Source organism: Rhodococcus sp. C-2, assembly GCF_027854095.1.
Lineage (GTDB): Bacteria > Actinomycetota > Actinomycetes > Mycobacteriales > Mycobacteriaceae > Rhodococcus_F > Rhodococcus_F qingshengii.
This window is the reverse complement of the sequence record NZ_JAQGFI010000020.1, coordinates 25,598-45,008: the sequence shown is the minus strand read 5'-3', so window position 1 is coordinate 45,008 and position 19,411 is coordinate 25,598. Positions and strand designations below refer to the sequence as shown.

The following is a 19,411-nucleotide window of genomic DNA, read 5'->3' as shown; positions in this document are numbered from 1 at the left end:
GATGATTCGACGACCATGGTCCCCGGCCGCATCCTCGACTACCTCACGCGAGGACGCCATGCCGAGACGGGTGCCGGTTTGGTCTTGTCCCCCCGTGATGCGCTACGCTAACGCAGCCCAATCGGCACACCGAAAGTTCGGTGCGCCCCCGTAGCTCAGGGGATAGAGCGTTCGCCTCCGGAGCGAAAGGTCGCAGGTTCGAATCCTGCCGGGGGCACCACGAAGACGCAGGTCAGCGATTGATCGTCGACCTCTTCACGGTGCCACACCAAAATATTCAGGGCAATCTACCCGACTACTGTCGATCTCATGCCTCGCATCGATCCTGCTCCCACGTACACGATGCGTCAGCTTGCTGCGTTTGTCGCGGTAGCCGAGACCGGAACGATCAGTGCCGCGGCCGAGCGCCTGCACCTCTCTCCTTCCGCCCTGTCCGCGGCGCTCACCGAACTCGAACGCGCGCTCAAAGTTCAACTGTGCGTTCGCCGTCGCTCATTCGGCATTCAACTGACCCGCACCGGTGAATCCGTTCTGGTGCGCGCCCGGGCGCTACTTCAGCAAGCCGGGGAACTCGAATCCGATGCGCTCGGAACCGGCGGAAGCGTGTCGGGGCCCATCGCGATCGGCTGTTATCCCGCTCTGGGGCCGACGGTGTTGCCGTCGATGATCGCCGTGTTCACCCGTGAGAATCCTGACGCGCAGGTGGAGTTCCGCGAGGACACTCAGAATCGGCTCCAGACACATCTCGAGAACGGCGAGTTGGACCTCGCAATCGCTTACGACCTGGACCTGTCTCCACAATTGCGCACAGTTCCGTTGGCCATCCGCGAACCCTTGATCGTCCTGGGTGCAGAACACCCACTCGCGCGGTCCGAGCGACCGATCCATCTTCCGGACCTGGCGGAACACCCGATGGTTCTCCTCGACGCGCCGCCGAGCACCAAACACGCGCTCGACGTCTGTCGCGCAGGCGGATTCGCCCCGAAGGTTGCCTACAGAACTGCGAACTTCGAGACGGCGAGGGCATTTGTCGGCCGTGGCCTCGGCTGGACGCTGCTACTCCAGCGGCCCAAGATCGACGTCACGTACGAGGGGCTCGAGGTGGTCGTCAAGACCATCGCTTCCCCCGCCGTGCCGTCGGTGCACGTAGTTCTCGCTTGGCACCAGAACACTCGCCTCAGCCGCGTCGCACGCGCTTTCATAGAATTCGTTTCACCCTCAGAACCTGCCCAATAGTCCCGCTACCAGGCAGCGGAGCTGGTTCCACGTATTTTCCGTGCAAGAACCTCCAATTCTTTCGCTTTTCAATTGTTGTGGCGCACGTCATTGTTTCTTCAAGCCACATTCATCTCGAAAGGCACTTCATGACCTCCATCGCCTCACCGACCGCAACGCGCGCCGCCGCGACGGTCAAGGCGCGTAAGGCCGCCCTCGGCAGCTTTGTCGGCACCGCCATCGAGTGGTACGACTTCTTCATCTACGGCACCGCCGCCGCACTCGTGCTCGGCAAGCAGTTCTTCCCCGGCACGTCCGATCTGGCCGGCACCCTCGCCGCCTTCGCCACCCTCGCCGTCGGATTCGTCGCGCGTCCCATCGGCGGAATCGTGATGGGCCACTTCGGCGACCGCATCGGACGCAAATCCATGTTGGTCACCTCGTTGATGCTGATGGGCTGCGCCACCGTTGCCATCGGGCTGCTACCCAACTACGCCGCTATCGGCGTCTTTGCCCCCATACTCCTGGTGACCTTGCGATTCGTTCAGGGACTCGGTGTCGGCGGCGAGTGGGGCGGCGCAGTTCTGGTCGCCACCGAAAACGCACCGGAGGGCAGGAAGGGGCTGTACGGCAGCGCACCACAAATCGGTGTTCCCGCAGGCGTACTGGTGGCCAATCTCGTCTATCTCCCCCTCGCCGCCTTCATGGACGACGATGCATTCAACTCCTGGGGATGGCGAATCCCGTTCCTGCTCAGCGCAGTTCTGGTGGGCGTTGCGATGTGGATCCGACTCGGCCTCGAGGAAAGTGACGAGTTCACCGCGTCGAAGTCCGAAGCACCGGCGGAGTCCATGCCGATTCTCGAGGTTCTCACCAGACACTGGAAGACAGTGCTCCTCGCCGGTGGAACCTTCATCGCCACCAACGGAATTGCCTACGCGTACATGGTCTACGTCCTCAAGTACGGCGAGACCGAACTCGGCTTCAGCAAGACCACGATGCTCTTCCTTCTCATCGCATCCTGCCCGTTCTGGATGGCGGGAATGGCTTTCAGCGCTCACAAGTCGGACACTCTCGGACGCCGGACCGTCTACATCCGCAGTTCGATCACCCTGGTAGTGGCGGCAGCGGTGTTCTTTCCGCTGATCGACACAGCGATCGTTCCGGTGATGCTCGTATCGATGATCGCCCTCGGCTTCACGCTCGGCTGCTGCGCCGGCCCACAAGCGGCACTGTTCGCCGAATTGTTTCCCGCACACATCCGCTACAGCGGAGCGTCACTCGGCTACCAGATCGGCGCAATCCTCGGCGGCGGTCTGGCCCCGATGATCGCCACCGCGCTCTACGCCGCCTTCGACACCTCGTTCGCCATCACCGTGTACTTCGTGATCATTGCCGTGATCAGCCTGGTTTCCATCCTGCTGCTCCCGGAACCTCAATTGATCCCGAAAAACACTGCCGCACAGAAAGCCTCGTGACCATGTCGACCTACTTTCATCCGAAGAAGTACGCACCCGAGGACTTCGCTTCCCTGGCGCCTTCGGCCGACGCACTTCCCGTCGTGATCGTCGGAGCCGGCCCCGTCGGCATGGGCGTAGCCATGGGCTTGGCGCAGCGCGGCATTGCCGTCACGATTCTCGAAGCAGCCGATCAGGTCTCGTTCGGCAGTCGCGCGATCTGCGTGTCACGCCACAGCCTCGAAGTTGCCGAACGCCTCGGCTTCGGTGCCGAGCTCGAAGACATCGTTCTGCCGTGGGTGGGTGGTCGGAGTTACTACCGCGATCAGGAAGTACTGCAGTTCCGCATGGCATCCGCCGAGCACGACGCGCGTGGACCCATGGTCAACGTCTCGCAATCCGAGTTCGAGCAGATCATGACCGACAAGCTGCTCGCTTACCCACTGGTGAACTTCCACTGGTCGTCGTCGATCGCCGGCATCTCCGTCGGTGACGACGAGGTGACTCTGACCGTCGACACCGCGTTCGGAACCCGCGAACTGCGCGCGGCGTGGGTCGTTGCCGCCGATGGTGGACGCAGCAAGATGCGCGAACTCAGCGGAATCCGCTTGCAGGGCAACAGCTACGAGGGCAACTACGTCATTGCCGACATTCATTGGGAATCGGAACTCCCGGCCGAGCGTCTGGTGTGGTTCGACGCACCCAGCAACCCGGGGTCCACGATCATCATGCATCGCCAACCACGGGACATCTGGCGCATCGACTACCAGCTCGACGCCTCGGACGATCCGGAAGCGGAGACGCAAGAAGATCGCATCCGTGACCGCATCACGCGTCACCTCGAATGGCTCCAGAGCGACATCCCCTGGACCCTGGAATGGTTCGGCTTCTACCGCGCCCACGCACTCGCTCTGGAAGATTTCACTCACGGCCGTGTGCTTTTTGCCGGCGACGCCGCGCATCTCGTTCCGATCTTCGGTGTGCGCGGCCTGAACTCGGGCATGGAAGACGCCGAGACCCTGGTGTGGCAACTAGCCGCCGTCATCAACGGAGCTGCCGATTCCACCATCCTCGACGCGTATTCGAAGGAACGTCGCAGCGCGTGGCAGCAGAACGTCGACAACGCAGGCAAGTCGACGCTCATCATGTCGCCGGGAAGTCACGGCTACCGGACCACCCGCGATGCCGTACTCGAACTCGCCACCAAGCGAAGCGAATTCGCGCACCTCATCAACCCGCGCCAGTCGAGTGCGACGCACGCCCGGCTCTCCCCGCTGACGTGGCCGACAGCTGCGGGCGCCGAGGGCGTACTACCCGGCGATCCGTTGGAAGACAGGGTCGTCCAGGTCTCGGCGGACGGTTCATCTACCTCCTTGAACAGTCTGCGCGGTACTGGATTCGGCCTGCTGGCTTTCGGACTGTCAGCTGAGCTGGTATCCGAACTCGACACGCAAGCCGAAATCCTTGCTCAGGCCCTTGCACCGGAAACCGTACGCGTGATCACCGTGGGAACTACCGACTCCACGGTTCCCGATGCCGAAGGCAATCTCGCATCTGCCCTCGGCGCTCGTGTCGGCGAAATCTTCGTGATTCGGCCCGACGGATTGGTGCTGTGCCGCATCAGCGATCCCACGCAATTGAACGACGTGGCCAAACACCTCACCGCCGGCACTGCGCCGACGCACTTCGATACGGCACAGTCGGCGACAACTGCGGTGGTCGACGACGAGGGCCACCGCGAACACGTCTGGTTGGCACTGTCGAATGCACTGGATCAGGCTGATCCGTCCGACCGCGAAGCCATGTTGGCGCGCCTTGCCTTGATTCTCGGTTCGCAAGCTACGTCGACGACCTTCGACGTAGCACTGAAAGACGCTGCCCTGAAATCTGCCACGCGATAGTTCAGACACAGCAACTCGGCCGCGCAGGATTGTCCCCTACGCGGCCGAGCGCATTCGCGGATGAAGCGAGTATTCAGTTGACCTCGGCCAATTCCTTTTCTTCCTCAGCGCGCATTTCACGCACGGATCTTCCCCGCTGCGACCTTCCACGTACCAGCGGCGAGACGGTGATCGCCAAGCCCACCAGCGCGACCCCGGTGACCAGGATCAGTCCGGGATGGAACTGCTCGAATCCGGCGGTACCGGCGCCGGACGCGGTGTGCGATCCAGCGGTTACGAGGGCAGTGGTCAGAGCGAGCACGAGCGCCGCACCGACCTGAGCGGAGGTGTTCACCAGCCCGGACGCCAAACCCTGCTCCGAGTCGTCGACACCCGAGGTGGCCTGGGCCATGATCGAGGTGTACCCCAGCGCGAATCCGAGTCCGAGCAGGATGACGCTCGGCAGAATCGCCACGACGTACGACGGTGAATCGCTGCCCGCGAAGAGGAACCAGAGGTACCCGACGCTGAGCGACGTCAGTGCCGCGATGATGAGCTTGGCACTGCCGTACAGGTCGACCAGCCGTCCGACGAACGGTGATCCGAAGGCGACGATGATGCCCGCGGGCAGCAGTGCCATCGCCATCTTCAGGGGCGACCAGCCGAGGGCCGACTGCAGGAAGATCGTCATCATGAACTGGAAGCTCAGGTAGGAACCGAAGAGCGCGATGATGGCCAGATTCGCACGAACGATGGTGCCGACGCGCAGAAGCCCAAGTCGCACAAGCGGATGCGCCACCTTCTTCTCCACGAAGAAGAACGTCGCCAGAAGCACGGCTGCGACGGCGAACGAACCCAGCGTCATCGGGTGTGCCCATCCACGGGTCGGAGCCGAAACCATCGTGTACACCGTGAGAAGCATTCCCGTCACCAGGGTGACGGCGCCGACGAGATCGTGTCCCCCGGTATCTGCGGGACGGTCCCGCGGAATGAGGAAGTACCCACCGATCAGCGCGATGACGGCAAACGGAACCGGCATCAGGAACGTGAATCGCCAACCGGCACTGGTCAACAGCCCACCGAGGATCAGACCGGACGAGTAACCACTGGCGCCGAACACGGAGAACACCGACAGCGCACGGTTACGGGCCGGACCTTCCTTGAACGTCGTGGTGAGAATGGACATTGCGGTCGGAGCGGTGAAGGCCGCGGCCAATCCCTTCACGAATCGTGATGCGATCAGCAGTGTTCCGTTGTCGACAAGGCCACCGACCAGCGAGGCGATTGCGAACACGGTCAGTGCGATCAGGAAGACCTTCCTGCGCCCGAGAAGATCGGCGGTACGTCCACCGAGTAGCAACAGGCCGCCGAATCCGAGGACGTAGCCGTTGATGATCCACTGCAGCGAGGTAGTGGACAGGCCCAGTTCATTGCCGATGGACGGAAGCGCGACGCCCACCATCGACACATCGAGACCGTCGAGGAACAACACGAGGCAGAGCACCGCGAGGATGCCCCACAGCTTGAGGGACCAGCCCTCCCCTGTGGCCGGATCCGAGGATTCCGTAGAAACCGGGGCTTCCGGCGAATCGAATGGTTTGAGTGTCGAGTCTGTGCAAGTCACGTCAGCGAGAATAGATGCACATGCACATAATGCACAAGCATTTAATGCAATTGCACGTAATCGAGTCTTCAACTAGAATGCGGTCGTGACGTCGGAATCCGAATTGCGCAACACCTGGCGCTCGCTGTCGACCAGCTACAACGACATCGCGTGCGAACTCGATCGCCAGATGCAGTCGGCGCATGGGCTGAGCATGAGCGACTTCGAGGCTCTCGACCGACTCATGGACGCCACGTGCGAACGTCCACGCATGCAGGAGCTTGCCTCGGAGATGTACCTGAGCCCCAGCGCGCTCTCCCGTAGCGTGGCCCGTCTCGAGAAGGCCGGACTGGTTCAGCGAGCACTGTGCGAGGCCGACCGGCGCGGAGTCTTCGTCGACGTCACCGACAAAGGACGTCAGGTACACGCGGACGCCAGCAAAATCCAACTGGCCGTACTGGATTCACGCCTGCGCGAGCAGTAGCCACACGTCAGCGGAGCACGACACAGCGCCCGGCCACCGGGCGAGGGCCGTTCCGGACTAGACTGAGCACATACCGACGCGCCTTTCTGTTGTCGTCGGCGATCGACAGCAGCGCAGCCAGCACGCTTTCACGCGGTCCTGGCCGAGGCAATCTGCCAGCGTTCCTGCGGCTTCTGCTAGTCCCTCAGGCTCCTGCCTGACATCTCTACCTGCTCCTATCGAGAGATACACAATTGAACAACGCACGCACCCTTGGAGTCATCGGACAGTCGAGCAAACCGGCAGAACGCCGGTTGCCGATCCATCCTGCGCATTTCGATCGCATCGATGCCGAACTACGTTCTCGGATCTACCTCGAAGAAGGCTACGGCCACCCCTTCGGCTACTCCGACGACTACCTCTCGCGCCTCGTTGCCGGAATCCGCACGCGCAAGCAGATTTTGGCGGAAACCGATGTGGTTCTGCTACCGAAGCCGTTGGTGCGTGACCTCGCCGAACTACGGTCAGGTCAGGTTCTCTGGGGCTGGCCGCACTGTGTCCAGGACACCGAACTGACACAGATCGCGATCGACAAGAAACTGACTCTCATCGCCTTCGAGGCCATGAACTTCTGGCACAGCGACGGATCGTTCAATCTGCATGTGTTCCACAAGAACAACGAGCTCGCCGGTTATTGCTCGGTACTGCACGCCCTGCAGTTGATCGGTTCCACCGGTGATTACGGCCGGCGTCTCACCGCTGCCGTGATCGGTTTCGGAGCCACTGCACGCGGCGCGGTCACAGCACTCAAGGCGCACGGTATCCACGAAGTGGACGTCCTCACCCAGCGTGGAGTCACCGCGGTCAGCTCCCCCATCCACTCGGCGCGCATGGTCTCGTTCGACAACAACAACGGTGACGTCCGTGGCAGCCACGTCATGCTCGACAACCACAGCGTGCCGGTGCCCGGCTTCTTGGCCGAGCACGACATCGTCGTCAACTGCGTACTGCAGAACACGGACGCCCCACTGACGTTCCTGACCGAGGAAGATCTCATGGACTTCCAACCGGGAAGCCTCATCGTCGACGTCTCGTGCGACGAAGGTATGGGGTTCAGCTGGGCTCGTCCCACCTCGTTCGCGGATCCGACCTTCATCGTCGGCGACAACATCACTTACTACGGCGTCGATCACAGCCCGTCGTACCTGTGGAACTCCGCGTCGTGGGAGATCAGCGAATCACTTCTTCCCTACCTGCCCACTGTGATGGCAGGAGAAACGGCCTGGAAGGCAGACGAGACGGTCGATCGGGCCATCGAAATCCGGGACGGCGTCATCGTGAATCCCGCCATCACACGTTTCCAGCACCGCTCGTCGGACTACCCGCACGCTTTCATCGCGGAGTAGGCGCCCCGATCAGGCCTGGCCGGCTGCCGCATTGATCGGTGCCATGTCGAAATAGTCGCGCCAGGCTTTGATCTTTCCGTCCTCGACTTCGAACACCCCCATGACCGGGAGCGCTACCTCGGCGCCGTTGATGGTGAAAACGTCGACGCGCTCGTTCATGACGGTGTTGCCGTCCGCGACCTGACGCTTGATCTGAAAGTCGATGTTGCCGAAGGCACCGACAAACTGCTCGATGAACGCCCGGACGGCCTCGCGACCGACCACGGGCTCCATCGGGATGTTGTGATAAACGACGTCATCGGTGAAGTACTCGACGATTTTCGCGACATCGGCATTTGCCCACAGTGCGCAGAATTCGGTGACCAGCTTGTCCGGTGTCATTGTGTGCCAGCCTCTTTCGAATCGTCTCCGTGGGGTTCGATGATTGCCATGATGCTTTCGATCTCACCTGCCGGTATCCCGAAGTACTCGGTCACGAAAACCGTGACGGCCGGTGCCTGGCCAGGTGTTCCGAGGTCGAGCAGATACCGGGCTACGACGCTCTCGCCCCACTCACGCAGCGCGAGTTCACGTATCGCCACGATTCCGCGATATTGCTGGCCTTGTTCGAGCTCGTTGCTGATGAATGCGCCGCTGTCACCGGTTCGCTGACCGTTCTCGACCCGCCAGGCGTCGGCGGCGAAGCGGACCTTCGTTGCGTCATGAGTGAGCAATGCGTTCACGTATTCACGCGCCATGGCGACGCGTCCGCTGACCGCAGACTCCGTGGAGTGCTTGGCAATTGCGCCCAGGATCGACTCCGACAACTCCGGTCGGCAGATCACGAGATCCGGCAGGTACGGATGAGATTCGTTGTAGAGCAGCGGCGAACCGTCGATGCGGCTGCAATGCAGTCCCGCCGCCTGTGCGACGCCGACGGGTGCAGCCGAATCCCATTCCCACTGCCCACCGGCGTGCAGGTACGCGTCGACCTCGCCGCGCACCACCGCCATCGCCTTGGCGCCGGCCGATCCCATGTGCACCACGTCGGCGCCGAGTTCGGCTGCCACCGCTTCGGTGAATGCGGGTGGTCGCGATCCGCTGACTACTACGCGGAGCGGCGAGTTGGCGGCAACCGAAGCTGCCTCGTCGCCACTGGAGTACACCGCTCCGAGCGCCGGCTGAGCAACCGCGGCTGCGGTAATTCCGCGACCGCGCTCCCAAAGCGCCACGTGCACTGCCCAATCCGCATGATTCGGCAAGCCGTATTCCTTGGAGCCGTCCAGCGGATCGATGATCCAGACCCGAGCTGCATCCAGACGACTGCGATCGTCGGCAGATTCCTCAGAGAGCACGGCATCGCCCGGCCGCTCGGCAGCCAACCGGTCGAGGATGTAGGAATCGGCGGCCTTGTCGCCCCGGCGACCCAGTTCACGACCGCCGTCGACACCAAGACCCTCGGCTCGGATCCCCAGGAGGATCGCACCGGCGGCCTGCGCCAATTCCGCCGCGAGTGCCTCGTCGGCGATTCTGCTGTGTGTGGATTCGCTCACCGGTCCAACACTTCCATAATTCGCAGCGCAAGTTCGGTAGGCGTTCCGTCTTCGGGTCTGATCACCAACTCGGGACTTGTCGGAGCTTCGTAGGGATCGTCGACTCCGGTGAATCCCGTGATTTCCCCGGCCCTGGCCTTGGCGTACATGCCCTTGGGGTCTCGGGCTTCACATTGCTCGATCGGGGTGTCGACGTAGACCTCGACGAACTTCAGCCCGGCGGCCTCGTGCGCCGCCCGCACTCGATCACGATCTTCGCGGTACGGGCTGATCAGGCAGGCCACTGCCACTGCACCTGAATCAGCGAACAACTGCGCCACCGAGCCGACTCGGCGGACGTTCTCGGCGCGGTCATCGGCACTGAATCCCAGATCCGCGTTCAATCCGTGCCGGAGGTTGTCGCCGTCGAGGCGGTACGCCGGGATACCCGCGGCCACCAACCGCCGCTCGAGTTCCACCGCGATCGTCGACTTACCCGAGGCCGAGAGACCGGTGAGCCAGACGGTGGCGCCGGCAGTCGCACGTTCCTCGCGAGAAACCTCCGAACTGTGCCAGACGACGCGCGATTCCTTGAGTGTCGGACCGTTGATCATTCCGGCGGCGACGGTATTGCCCGTGGTCTCGTCCACGAGAATGAAGCTGCCCGTCACGCGGTTGCGGCGGTAGGGATCGAACATCAACGGCTGCTGCGTCTTGATCGAGATGCGGCCGATCTCGTTGAGGGACAAAGATTCTGCCTTCTCGTCGCGGTGCAGAGAATTGACGTCCAGCCGGTAGTCGAGCTTGACGATCTGCGCTTTCGTGGAGCGCGTGGTGTGCAGCAACGAGTAGCGATTGTTCTCCGACAGAGTTGTCTGTTCGGTCAACCAACAGACCATCGCATCGATTTCCTGCCCGACCTGCGGCCGGTTGTTGAGCCGACACAATTGATCCCCGCGGCTGACGTCGAGATCGTCGGTCAGCTCGATGCATACGGCCGAGGGCGCAAACGCTTCGTCGATCACGTCACCGCCCGGCCCGTGGACTGCCTTCACCGTCGAGGTGAATCCTGAAGGCAAAGCCACGATTTCGTCGCCGGGCTTGAAGACGCCACTGGCCACCGTTCCGGCGTATCCACGGAAATCGTGGAGGTCGGCGTCGGTCTGCTTCTGCGGACGGATCACGTACTGCACCGGGAAACGCGCGTCGATCAAATTACGATCCGACGCGATGTGCACCTGCTCGAGATGGTGCAGCAGAGAAGGCCCGTCGTACCAGGACATGTTCTCGGTCCGGGCAACGATGTTGTCCCCCAACAGCGCCGAGACCGGAATGAACGTCAGGTCGTGGACGTCCAGTTTGATCGCGAACTGTCGGAATTCTTCCTTGATCTCCTCGAACCGTTCCTGAGACCAGCCCACGAGGTCCATTTTGTTCACACACAGCACGAGGTGGGGTATCCCCAGGAGAGTGGACAAGAAGGCGTGCCGCCGCGTCTGTTCGAGCACCCCTTTGCGAGCATCCACCAGGATCAGGGCAAGGTCGGCCGTCGACGCGCCGGTCACCATGTTGCGGGTGTACTGCTCGTGCCCGGGAGTGTCCGCAATGATGAACTTCCGATGAGGGGTCGCGAAATACCGGTGGGCCACGTCGATCGTGATGCCCTGTTCACGCTCGGCGCGCAATCCGTCGGTCAGTAGCGCGAGGTTGGCGTACTCGTCGCCGCGTTCTCGACTGCTCCGTTCCACGGCCTCGAGTTGGTCCTCGAAGATCGACTTGGAGTCGTAGAGCAACCGGCCGATGAGTGTCGATTTTCCGTCGTCGACACTGCCCGCTGTAGCGACTCTCAGCAGTTGCGGCATCAGAAGTACCCCTCTTTCTTACGATCTTCCATGCCAGCTTCGGAAATCCGGTCATCAGCCCTGGTTGCGCCACGCTCCGTGATACGGCTCGCCGCAACTTCTTCCACGACAGCGCCCGGTGTTTCGGCCGACGATTCGACGCATCCGGTACACGTTGCGTCGCCGACCGTACGGAAGCGCACCAACGCCTCGTAGGACTCTTCGCCGGCGCGAAGCTCGAGGAAACGGGTGCGTGCCAACAACATTCCGTCGCGTGGAACCACCTCGCGACGATGGGCGTAGTAGATGCCGGGGAGGTCGATCTGCTCGCTCTCGATGTACTGCCAGATGTCGAGCTCTGTCCAGTTGGAGAGCGGGAAGATCCGAATATGTTCGCCCTTACGGTGTTTGCCGTTGTACAGGTTCCACAGTTCAGGTCGCTGCACCTTCGGATCCCATTGCCCGAACTCGTCCCGGAAGCTGAACACCCTCTCTTTGGCGCGCGCCTTCTCCTCGTCTCGGCGAGCACCACCGAACACGGCGTCGAACTTGTTGTCGCGAATTCCGCGCAGCAACGCGTGCGTCTGCAGGCGATTGCGACTGGAACCGACTCCGGTGTCCTCGATGACGCGTCCGGCGTCGATGTCGTCCTGCACGCTGGAGACGACAAGACGCAGGTTGAAGCGATCGACCGTCTGGTCGCGGAATTCGATCACCTCGTCGAAATTGTGACCGGTGTCGACGTGCATCACAGCGAACGGCAGTGGGGCAGGCCAGAATGCCTTGGCCGCTACGTGCAGCATCACGACGGAATCCTTACCTCCGGAGAACAGGAGGACCGGCTTTTCGAAAGTCGCTGCGACTTCGCGGAAAATATGGACCGCCTCCGCTTCGAGTGCTCGCAGATGCGACAACTCGTAGGCGGGCGGGGTCTGGAGTGTTGCCATGTCTTTCGCTCCTGAGCATCACGTACTCCGTGCGGAACACCATTTCCGCATCGGTACATTTATGTACCGGACTGGTTCTAAATTGAACGCAATCACAGAATAGAACTCGTTCTACCCAAAGGTCAATGACCGGCAATAAGACGTCACAGACCGCGAACCGGACTCCTGCCACCAACTTCCGCCGTCACCGCATCCGCCGCCGCAACCAGCACCGCGGCGCGGCGCTCGATCTCGGCGCCCGTGATCGCCCCACCCACATAAAGTGTCAGCACAAGGGCCTGATGCCCCTCGGCGTCGTAGGTCGGGGCCGCGATGAGACTGACGGGATGCTCGTCGTCAGAGCTGATGTCGCGTCCGAGATACACCCTCTCGCCCAGGCTCGACACCATCTCACCGAGCAGTTCACGCACCTCCGGCGGAAGATCGTGCGTCGCAACGCCCGCCATCAGCGTGTGCAGTCGCTGCCCGACGGGATCCAGACTCTCGACCAGATACCCCGCAGCCCGACACTCGCGGACCACGTTCCACAGACGCTCGCGATCCAAGCGCACCGGCAGGCTCGGCTCTTTGCTCAGCCAACTGTCCATGTCGTGATCCGAACCCCAGAGGACGTACATCAGCCCGACCGGCGGAGCGAACGGGTACACCTGACCGACCTTGGCAGCGCGACGCGCGCCGATCGGTCCGGTCACTTCGAGAACGCTGATCTGATCACCGATCACACCGGACGCCGTGCACGTCGTCCCGAACTCCGTGCTCACTTTCTCCAGATGGGTGCGGGCAATGGGTCCGACGGCAAATCCTCGCTGAGCTGCACGTCCGGCCGCGATCAAGGCCGGACCGAGCCCATAGGTCTTCGACACCTCGTCCCGAGTCAGGTATCCACGATCAGCCAGCGCCGTGAGGATTCCCAAGCAGGTGGGCTTGCTGATCTCGAGCGCGCGGGCCAGTTCCGACAGCCCGAACCGCTGATCAGGGCGGCCGACGAGGTAGTCGAGCACCTGAACCACCCGTTCGGTGGGAGGCGATTGTCTCCCCTTCGGGCGTCCCTCTTCAGGCGTCTTCTCCGGTCCACCCATTGACCACTCCCTAGAACGCGTTCTATTGTCGAAATACCCAACATCTACCAAATAGGTACATATTTGTACCACGACGCTCTGGACCGGCGACATAGTCGGAACTGTGAGGAGCCAGCGTGCTGACGGACCCGTTTGCCGAGGCGATCGCCGAAGCCGAGAAATTGATCGAGACTGCGCCGCACATCAGATCCGAACAGGATCTACTGGAGGGATACCAATATCTGGCCGGCGGAATCATCGCGACGACGCATGCCGCCTGGGCCGGCGAAAAGACCCATCCGAGTTTCATCCAGGGCACCGGACCATTCACCAAGATGGGCCTCGACAACCCCGACACTCTGTACTTCGGCGCCCGAATCAACGACGACAAGGAATACAAGGTCACCGGAAAGCGCGGCACCACAGCCGATCTCAGCTTCCAAGTGTTGAGTGGGAACTACACCAACTCGAACGTTCCCGGAAGCGAAATTGCCTTCGACGACCGCGAGCTGGAGATAGACGACGACGGCAACTTCGTCGCTTGGTTCGGCCCCGGCCCCGCTGACGGACGAGCCAACTACTACACCCTGGCGCCCGGATCCTCGCAGCTGGTTGTTCGCGAGGTCTACAGCGACTGGAGTCAGCAGCGCGGCGTGATCCGCATCGAGCGCACCGATTCGATCGGGATCGCGCCGCCACCTCTCACCGCCGAAGAGACCGAGAAGCGTTACGCCCGGGCTGGGAAGGCACTGGTCACGCGGGTCAAGACGTGGCTCCAGTTCCCGGAGTGGTTCTACCTCAAGCTCGCGGTCAACACCATGACCGAACCACGCCTGACACCGGGCGGGCTGGCAACGCAGTACTCGTCGGTGGGACATTACGAACTCACCGACGAGCAGGCGATGATCATCACCGTTCCCGCCTCCGACGCACCGTATCTCGGCTTCCAACTGGGGAGCCTCTGGTACATCTCACTGGACTACGTCAATCATCAGACCTCCCTCAACAACGGCCAGGCACAGGTCGATCCGGACGGGATGGTTCGAATGGTGGTCAGCGAGAAGAACCCCGGTGTCACCAACTGGATCGAAACCGTCGGACATCCGCGCGGCATTCTGCAGTTCCGTTGGCAGCGCGTGTCCCGCGAGCTGACGCCGCAGGACGGTCCCACCGTCGAAATCGTCGCCGTCGCAGATATTGCGAAGCACCTGCCGCATTTCGACACCAACGCCATCACCGCCGAGGACTGGGCAGCACGCATTGCCCAGCGCCAGGCCGCCATCGACAACCGAATGCTGGGGTAATCATGACCGCCTTGCTCGAAGACCGTGTAGTAGTCATCTCCGGAGTCGGCCCGGCACTCGGCCGCGCTCTGGCCCTTCGATGTGCGTCGGCCGGCGCGAGTCTTGTTCTCGCAGCACGTACGCAATCGCGACTCGACGACGTTGCGAAAGAAATAGTCGATGCCGGTGGGCGCGCCGTCACCGTTGCCACCGACATCACCGACCAGGCTTCCGCCGAGAATCTGGTGGCCGAGTCCATTGCCGCCTACGGCAAAGTGGACACTCTGATCAACAATGCATTCTCGATTCCGTCGATGAAACCGTTGGCTCGCACCGATTACCAGCACATCCGCGACAGCATCGAACTGACCGTACTGGGTGCGTTGCGCCTGACTCAGCTGTTCACGCCGGCACTTGCCGAGTCGGACGGCTCCGTGGTGAACATCAATTCGATGGTGTTGCGGCATTCGCAAGAGCGTTACGGCAGCTACAAGATGGCGAAGTCGGCCCTGCTCGCCATGTCGCAGTCCCTGGCCACCGAACTCGGCCCGCAGGGAATTCGTGTCAATTCGATTGCACCCGGCTATATCTGGGGCGACACCCTCAAGGGATACTTCGCGCACCAGGCGGAGAAGTTCGGCATGACCGTCGAGCAGATCTACGAGCACACTGCGTCGAACACCGACCTCAAGCGCCTGCCGACGACGGATGAAGTATCCGATGCGGCGATCTTCCTGGCGTCCCCGATGGCCAGCGCGATCACCGGCCAATGCATCGACGTCAACTGCGGCGAATTCCATCACTAGGAGCACCATGACTGAACGCACTCACGTCGGCACCGTCGAGGATCTCCATGCCTCGGCGACGCGGATGACCGGCCTGACGGACTTCGGCGCCGACGATTACACCGAGGCTCTGTCGGTCCTCCTCGAGTCCTACGACCGCGACGAGGATCTGACGCCCTTCGGCAGCAAGATCTCTCGGGTATTCCTTCGCGGCGCCCTGGTGGCCCGTCTGCTCAGCGAATCGGCGTGGAAGGAGCATCCGGAACACGCCGACGTCAAGATCGAGCGGCCGATCTTCGTCACCGGATTGCCACGGACGGGCACCACTGCCTTACACCGCCTCCTCACGGTCGACCCGGCTCACCAGGGCCTCGAGATGTGGCTGACCGAGTTCCCTCAGCCTCGCCCGCCTCGCGATACGTGGGAATCGAACCCGGTCTTCGCCAAGATCGAGGAGACATTCGGTCAACACCACGTCGAGCATCCCGAATTCATGGGCGTGCACTACATGTCGGCCAGCGAAGTCGAAGAATGTTGGCAACTCTTGCGTCAGACGTTCAAGTCCGTGTCGTACGAGTGCCTGGCAAATCTACCCACGTACTCCGCATGGCTGAAGGACCAGGAGTGGTCGAACGCCTATGCACGACACAAGAAGAACCTGCAGCTGATCGGTCTGCCCGATCAGGATCGACGGTGGGTCCTCAAGAACCCGAGCCACCTGTTTGCGCTCGACGAATTGATGGAGGCGTACCCCGACGCGCTTGTCATCCAGACTCACCGCTCCCCTACGACGATCATTCCGTCGGTGTGCAGCCTGGCCGCCCAGGCGACAGAGGGTTGGTCGAACACGTTCACCGACAAGGTGATCGGCGAAAGTCAGCTCGAATTGTGGGCCAGGGGGCTCGAGCAGTTCGACAGTGCACGCGCACACCACAATCCCGCGCAGTTCATCGACGTCGACTATCAGGACTTCGTCACCGATCCACTGGGAACCGTCGAGAACATCTACACGCACTTCGACATCCCGTTGACATCTACCGCCCAGCAGTCGATGGAGGCCATGCACGAGGAAAGCCGCTCGGGTGCTCGCAAACCGTCGCACAAGTACACGCTCGAGGAGTTCGGCCTGACGAAGGAGCAGGTGGAAGAGCGATTCGGAACTCGCTGACCACCGCTGGCCGACGACATTGCTGACAACTGAAGCCCCGCCGATCGGCGGGGCTTCAGTGATCAAAACGCGGTCAGTTGCTGAGATGCTCACCCAGCAGTCGGTCCAACTCGACCGGCGCCTCGTCCGGAATCCAGTGGCTCACGCCGCTGAGAACCTCGAACCGGTACGGACCGTCGACAAACGCGGGGGTGAGCGCAGAACCCTTGGGCCCGATGGCGGCGTCGCCGTCGCTCCAGACGTGCAGGGTCGGCACGGTGACCCTGGCAGTTGCGGGGTTCGGCTTGGTCATCCACATCGCGCGATACCAGTTCAGACCACCGCGCAGGCGGCCGGGAGCCAGCATGGCGTTCAGATCGCGCCGCGCGTTCTCCGGCGTCTGCCCGCTCGAAATCAGGAACTTTTCACCTGCCGACGTGGAGGACAGAATCTTCTCGGGGACGAAGGGCAATTGGAACGCCCCCATGTACCACGACTTCAGTCCCTGTGTGCTGGTCACCATCGCCTTGATGAACGCCAGTGGATGCGGAACCGACACCGCGGTCACGGTATCGAGCAAGTCCGGCCGTTCGGCGGCCACCTGCCATGCGACTGCGGCACCCCAGTCGTGGCCGACCAGGTGCACTTTGCCCACCCCGAGTGCGTCGATCAGTGCGACAGTGTCAGCAGCTAGTTCGGACCCGCGGTACGCCCAGCGCGCTTTCGGCCGCGCGCCGGGTGAGTACCCTCGCTGATCCGGTGCGACGGTCCGGAAGCCGCGGGCGTGTAGTAGCGGTGCGAGCTGATCCCACGAGCTCGAATCCTGCGGAAATCCGTGCAGGAGAACCACGACCGGACCGTCGGCGGGTCCTTCGTCGCGTACGTCGAAGGTCAGCCCGGACCGGGAGTACGAGGTGAGGCGATCCGCCGGTGTAGTCATAGCGCCACGCTAGTCTTCGCGGCCCGCGTAATCGGAGCCTTTTCACCGGCGCGCAGGAACTGGCCTGTCTTTTCGATGCCGAATCCGGGGGCGAATTCGCCGTCGCGGTAGACGAGTCGGCCGTTGATCACTGTCGCGACGGCCGCATCGTCGCTGCGGTTGACCATTCGACTGATCCCGCCGTACTCGGGCACCTTTGCCTCGAACAACCCGTCCACCGACTCGTCGAGCCCGGCCGGATCGATGACAACGAAGTCCGCTCGGTCACCCTGGCGTAGATGCCCCGCGTCGATGCCGTACCAGTCCGCCAATTCGCCCGTCAGGCGGTGGATTGCGCGCTCGATGGTCAGGAACGGCTTACGGTCACTCTGAGCGTCCTTGACGCGCTTGAGGAGTCGCACGGGGTAGTTGTAGAACGCCATGTTGCGCAGATGCGCGCCGGCATCGCCGAAGCCCATCTGCACACCGGAACTCGCGGCGAGCTTCTTCGCGAACTTGGGCCTGTGATTGGCAATGGTGGTGCACCAGCGAAGATCTCGCCCGTACTTCACCACCAGATCGAGGTACGCATCAACCGGGTGCACTCCGCGGATGTCACCGACCTGACCGAAGTTCTTGCCGATCAACGTCTCGTCCGGGCATCCCACGATGACGGCGTCGTAGAAATTGCGGTGCCAGATGCGCGGTGAGAACTTGTTGTCGTAGTCCTTACGGAATGCGCGACGGTACGACTCGTCCTGGAGCAGTTCGTTGCGCTCCACCTGGTCCTTGAGGTGCAAAGCGGCGGCGCCGGCACCGAACTCCTCGAACACGACGAGGTCGATTCCATCCGCGTAGACCGTGAAGGGAACCGGAAGGTGCTGCCACTTGAAATCGGTCTTGGCGAAGCGATTGAGCAGTGGGGCCGCAGCGAGCATGAAGTACACGATCACCGGGTAGGCCTTCGAATCCGCACCAGAGAGCAGCGACGTCTTGAGCGGCTTCTTACGTCCGATCGCGGAGCTTTCGGCGAAGAACGCCGCGACGTTCGGATGCAGGTTGATGGTCGGAGCGCTCTGCAAGATCTTGCCGCGATCGCGAAGGATGCGGTTGAGGAATCGGAACTCTTTCCACCGTGCATACGTCGACGGCAAAGAGCGAGAACGGTATTCGTCGCCGTCGATCTTGTCGAGGGCATTGGTCATCGACGACAGGCCCAGCATCCCAGCATCGATGGCGTCCTCGAGCATCGAGCCCATCCGGCCGAGTTCCGAGCGAGTCGGCTTGACCTTCTTGTCGGTACCGCGCCCCAGTCCGAGTACGTGCGTGCGGATGTCGGAGTGGCCGATGAAGGCCGCGACATTGGGTCCGAGGGGAAGGGCTTCGAGGGCGGCGGTGTACGCCGCGGGACCGGTCCAGGTCTTGTTCGCTTCGAGGATGCGCAGCACCGCGTCGTGGGGAACTGCTTCGACCCGGCTGAACAGATCCGCGATCTCGCGCGGCGTCGAATACACCGTCGACAGCGAGCAATTGCCGAGCACGACCGTCGTGACGCCGTGGCGAACCGATTCCGGAAGGCCTGGACTGACCAAGGCTTCGGCGTCGTAGTGCGTGTGGACGTCGACAAAACCCGGGAGAACCCACTTGCCGGCCGCGTCGATCACCTCGGTGTCCGGCCCGATCTCCAGGCTCGTGGTGGACACCTCCGCGACCACGCCGTCTCGAATTCCGAGATTACGACGCAGACCTGGAGCCCCCGTCCCGTCGAACCACAACCCGTCGTTGACCACGATGTCGAAAGCAGACACTGTCGGACTCCTCGCCTCACGTATGTGTTACCTCACGTTATAGACAGCGTTGAGTAAAAGTCAATGAACCTTCCGAACCAATACATAA

The 19,411-nt window shown here is 62.2% G+C and carries 16 protein-coding genes and 1 tRNA gene; 9 read left to right on the top strand and 8 right to left on the bottom strand.

The features are described 5' to 3' along the window. Positions 1 to 144 precede the first annotated feature (144 nt). The 4 genes from PCS43_RS30720 (at position 145) to PCS43_RS30705 (ending at position 4,573) form a co-directional block, all read left to right on the top strand. Positions 145 to 220: transfer RNA gene (locus PCS43_RS30720), tRNA-Arg, on the top strand. A gap of 89 nt (positions 221 to 309) precedes the next feature. Beyond that, positions 310 to 1,236 (top strand): LysR substrate-binding domain-containing protein, encoded by a 927-nt coding sequence (locus PCS43_RS30715; protein WP_165639706.1) that lies wholly within the window; start codon positions 310 to 312, stop codon positions 1,234 to 1,236. A 128-nt stretch (positions 1,237 to 1,364) separates the two neighbouring features. After that, positions 1,365 to 2,693, top strand: coding sequence for an MFS transporter (locus PCS43_RS30710; RefSeq protein ID WP_075833726.1), 1,329 nt, complete (start codon positions 1,365 to 1,367; stop codon positions 2,691 to 2,693). A 2-nt stretch (positions 2,694 to 2,695) separates the two neighbouring features. Beyond that, positions 2,696 to 4,573: an FAD-dependent monooxygenase gene (locus PCS43_RS30705; RefSeq protein ID WP_209911639.1), complete on the top strand. Its 1,878-nt coding sequence runs from the start codon at positions 2,696 to 2,698 to the stop codon at positions 4,571 to 4,573. 73 nt (positions 4,574 to 4,646) lie between these two features. Here PCS43_RS30705 and PCS43_RS30700 read toward each other — a convergent pair whose 3' ends face one another. After that, positions 4,647 to 6,176, bottom strand: coding sequence for an MFS transporter (locus PCS43_RS30700; protein WP_007726177.1), 1,530 nt, complete (start codon positions 6,174 to 6,176; stop codon positions 4,647 to 4,649). Positions 6,177 to 6,261: 85 nt separating this feature from the next. On the opposite strand from PCS43_RS30700, the gene PCS43_RS30695 reads away from it, so the two are divergent. Further along, positions 6,262 to 6,639, top strand: coding sequence for a MarR family winged helix-turn-helix transcriptional regulator (locus PCS43_RS30695; RefSeq protein WP_003941367.1), 378 nt, complete (start codon positions 6,262 to 6,264; stop codon positions 6,637 to 6,639). A gap of 233 nt (positions 6,640 to 6,872) precedes the next feature. Next, positions 6,873 to 8,024, top strand: coding sequence for a N(5)-(carboxyethyl)ornithine synthase (locus PCS43_RS30690; RefSeq protein ID WP_042445537.1), 1,152 nt, complete (start codon positions 6,873 to 6,875; stop codon positions 8,022 to 8,024). A gap of 9 nt (positions 8,025 to 8,033) precedes the next feature. On the opposite strand, the gene PCS43_RS30685 is transcribed toward PCS43_RS30690, so the two are convergent. The 5 genes from PCS43_RS30685 to PCS43_RS30665 form a co-directional block, all read right to left on the bottom strand. Further along, the gene (locus PCS43_RS30685; RefSeq protein ID WP_054186750.1) at positions 8,034 to 8,405 is read right to left on the bottom strand and encodes a nuclear transport factor 2 family protein; all 372 of its coding nucleotides are present in this window, start codon (positions 8,403 to 8,405) and stop codon (positions 8,034 to 8,036) included. After that, on the bottom strand, positions 8,402 to 9,556 hold the full coding sequence (locus tag PCS43_RS30680; protein ID WP_209909206.1) for a 3'(2'),5'-bisphosphate nucleotidase CysQ: 1,155 nt from the start codon (positions 9,554 to 9,556) through the stop codon (positions 8,402 to 8,404). The genes PCS43_RS30685 and PCS43_RS30680 overlap by 4 nt, the downstream gene beginning before the upstream one ends. Continuing rightward, a complete protein-coding gene (gene cysC / locus PCS43_RS30675) occupies positions 9,553 to 11,397 on the bottom strand; it encodes an adenylyl-sulfate kinase (RefSeq protein WP_003941334.1) in 1,845 nt (614 codons plus the stop codon). Before cysC ends, PCS43_RS30680 begins: the two co-directional genes overlap by 4 nt. Then, entirely contained in the window at positions 11,397 to 12,323 is a 927-nt protein-coding gene (gene cysD / locus PCS43_RS30670) for a sulfate adenylyltransferase subunit CysD (protein WP_003941285.1), read from the bottom strand. The genes cysC and cysD overlap by 1 nt, the downstream gene beginning before the upstream one ends. Before the next feature lie 143 nt (positions 12,324 to 12,466). Beyond that, entirely contained in the window at positions 12,467 to 13,402 is a 936-nt protein-coding gene (locus tag PCS43_RS30665) for a helix-turn-helix domain-containing protein (protein ID WP_063316881.1), read from the bottom strand. A 116-nt stretch (positions 13,403 to 13,518) separates the two neighbouring features. On the opposite strand from PCS43_RS30665, the gene PCS43_RS30660 reads away from it, so the two are divergent. The 3 genes from PCS43_RS30660 to PCS43_RS30650 are packed head-to-tail and all read left to right on the top strand — an operon-like array spanning position 13,519 to position 16,617. Next, the gene (locus PCS43_RS30660) at positions 13,519 to 14,685 is read left to right on the top strand and encodes a hypothetical protein (RefSeq protein WP_030537322.1); all 1,167 of its coding nucleotides are present in this window, start codon (positions 13,519 to 13,521) and stop codon (positions 14,683 to 14,685) included. A 2-nt stretch (positions 14,686 to 14,687) separates the two neighbouring features. Next, the gene (locus tag PCS43_RS30655; protein WP_007726165.1) at positions 14,688 to 15,470 is read left to right on the top strand and encodes an SDR family oxidoreductase; all 783 of its coding nucleotides are present in this window, start codon (positions 14,688 to 14,690) and stop codon (positions 15,468 to 15,470) included. 7 nt (positions 15,471 to 15,477) lie between these two features. Next, positions 15,478 to 16,617: a sulfotransferase family protein gene (locus PCS43_RS30650; protein ID WP_209909209.1), complete on the top strand. Its 1,140-nt coding sequence runs from the start codon at positions 15,478 to 15,480 to the stop codon at positions 16,615 to 16,617. A gap of 73 nt (positions 16,618 to 16,690) precedes the next feature. Here PCS43_RS30650 and PCS43_RS30645 read toward each other — a convergent pair whose 3' ends face one another. Together PCS43_RS30645 and PCS43_RS30640 are read right to left on the bottom strand one after the other, a co-directional pair. After that, positions 16,691 to 17,536, bottom strand: coding sequence for an alpha/beta fold hydrolase (locus PCS43_RS30645; RefSeq protein WP_209909212.1), 846 nt, complete (start codon positions 17,534 to 17,536; stop codon positions 16,691 to 16,693). Beyond that, complete coding sequence (locus PCS43_RS30640; protein WP_209909213.1) at positions 17,533 to 19,323, bottom strand: N-acyl-D-amino-acid deacylase family protein; 1,791 nt, start codon at positions 19,321 to 19,323, stop codon at positions 17,533 to 17,535. Before PCS43_RS30640 ends, PCS43_RS30645 begins: the two co-directional genes overlap by 4 nt. Between the last annotated feature and the right edge of the window lie 88 nt (positions 19,324 to 19,411).

Excerpts from the sequence above, each read along its gene's own strand:
- PCS43_RS30715 (WP_165639706.1), top strand. The coding sequence starts at position 310 with ATGCCTCGCATCGATCCTGCTCCCACGTACACGATGCGTCAGCTTGCT.
- PCS43_RS30710 (WP_075833726.1), top strand. The coding sequence starts at position 1,365 with ATGACCTCCATCGCCTCACCGACCGCAACGCGCGCCGCCGCGACGGTC.
- PCS43_RS30705 (WP_209911639.1), top strand. The coding sequence starts at position 2,696 with ATGTCGACCTACTTTCATCCGAAGAAGTACGCACCCGAGGACTTCGCT.
- PCS43_RS30685 (WP_054186750.1), bottom strand. The coding sequence starts at position 8,405 with ATGACACCGGACAAGCTGGTCACCGAATTCTGCGCACTGTGGGCAAAT.
- cysC (WP_003941334.1), bottom strand. The coding sequence starts at position 11,397 with ATGCCGCAACTGCTGAGAGTCGCTACAGCGGGCAGTGTCGACGACGGA.
- cysD (WP_003941285.1), bottom strand. The coding sequence starts at position 12,323 with ATGGCAACACTCCAGACCCCGCCCGCCTACGAGTTGTCGCATCTGCGA.
- PCS43_RS30665 (WP_063316881.1), bottom strand. The coding sequence starts at position 13,402 with ATGGGTGGACCGGAGAAGACGCCTGAAGAGGGACGCCCGAAGGGGAGA.
- PCS43_RS30655 (WP_007726165.1), top strand. The coding sequence starts at position 14,688 with ATGACCGCCTTGCTCGAAGACCGTGTAGTAGTCATCTCCGGAGTCGGC.
- PCS43_RS30650 (WP_209909209.1), top strand. The coding sequence starts at position 15,478 with ATGACTGAACGCACTCACGTCGGCACCGTCGAGGATCTCCATGCCTCG.
- PCS43_RS30645 (WP_209909212.1), bottom strand. The coding sequence starts at position 17,536 with ATGACTACACCGGCGGATCGCCTCACCTCGTACTCCCGGTCCGGGCTG.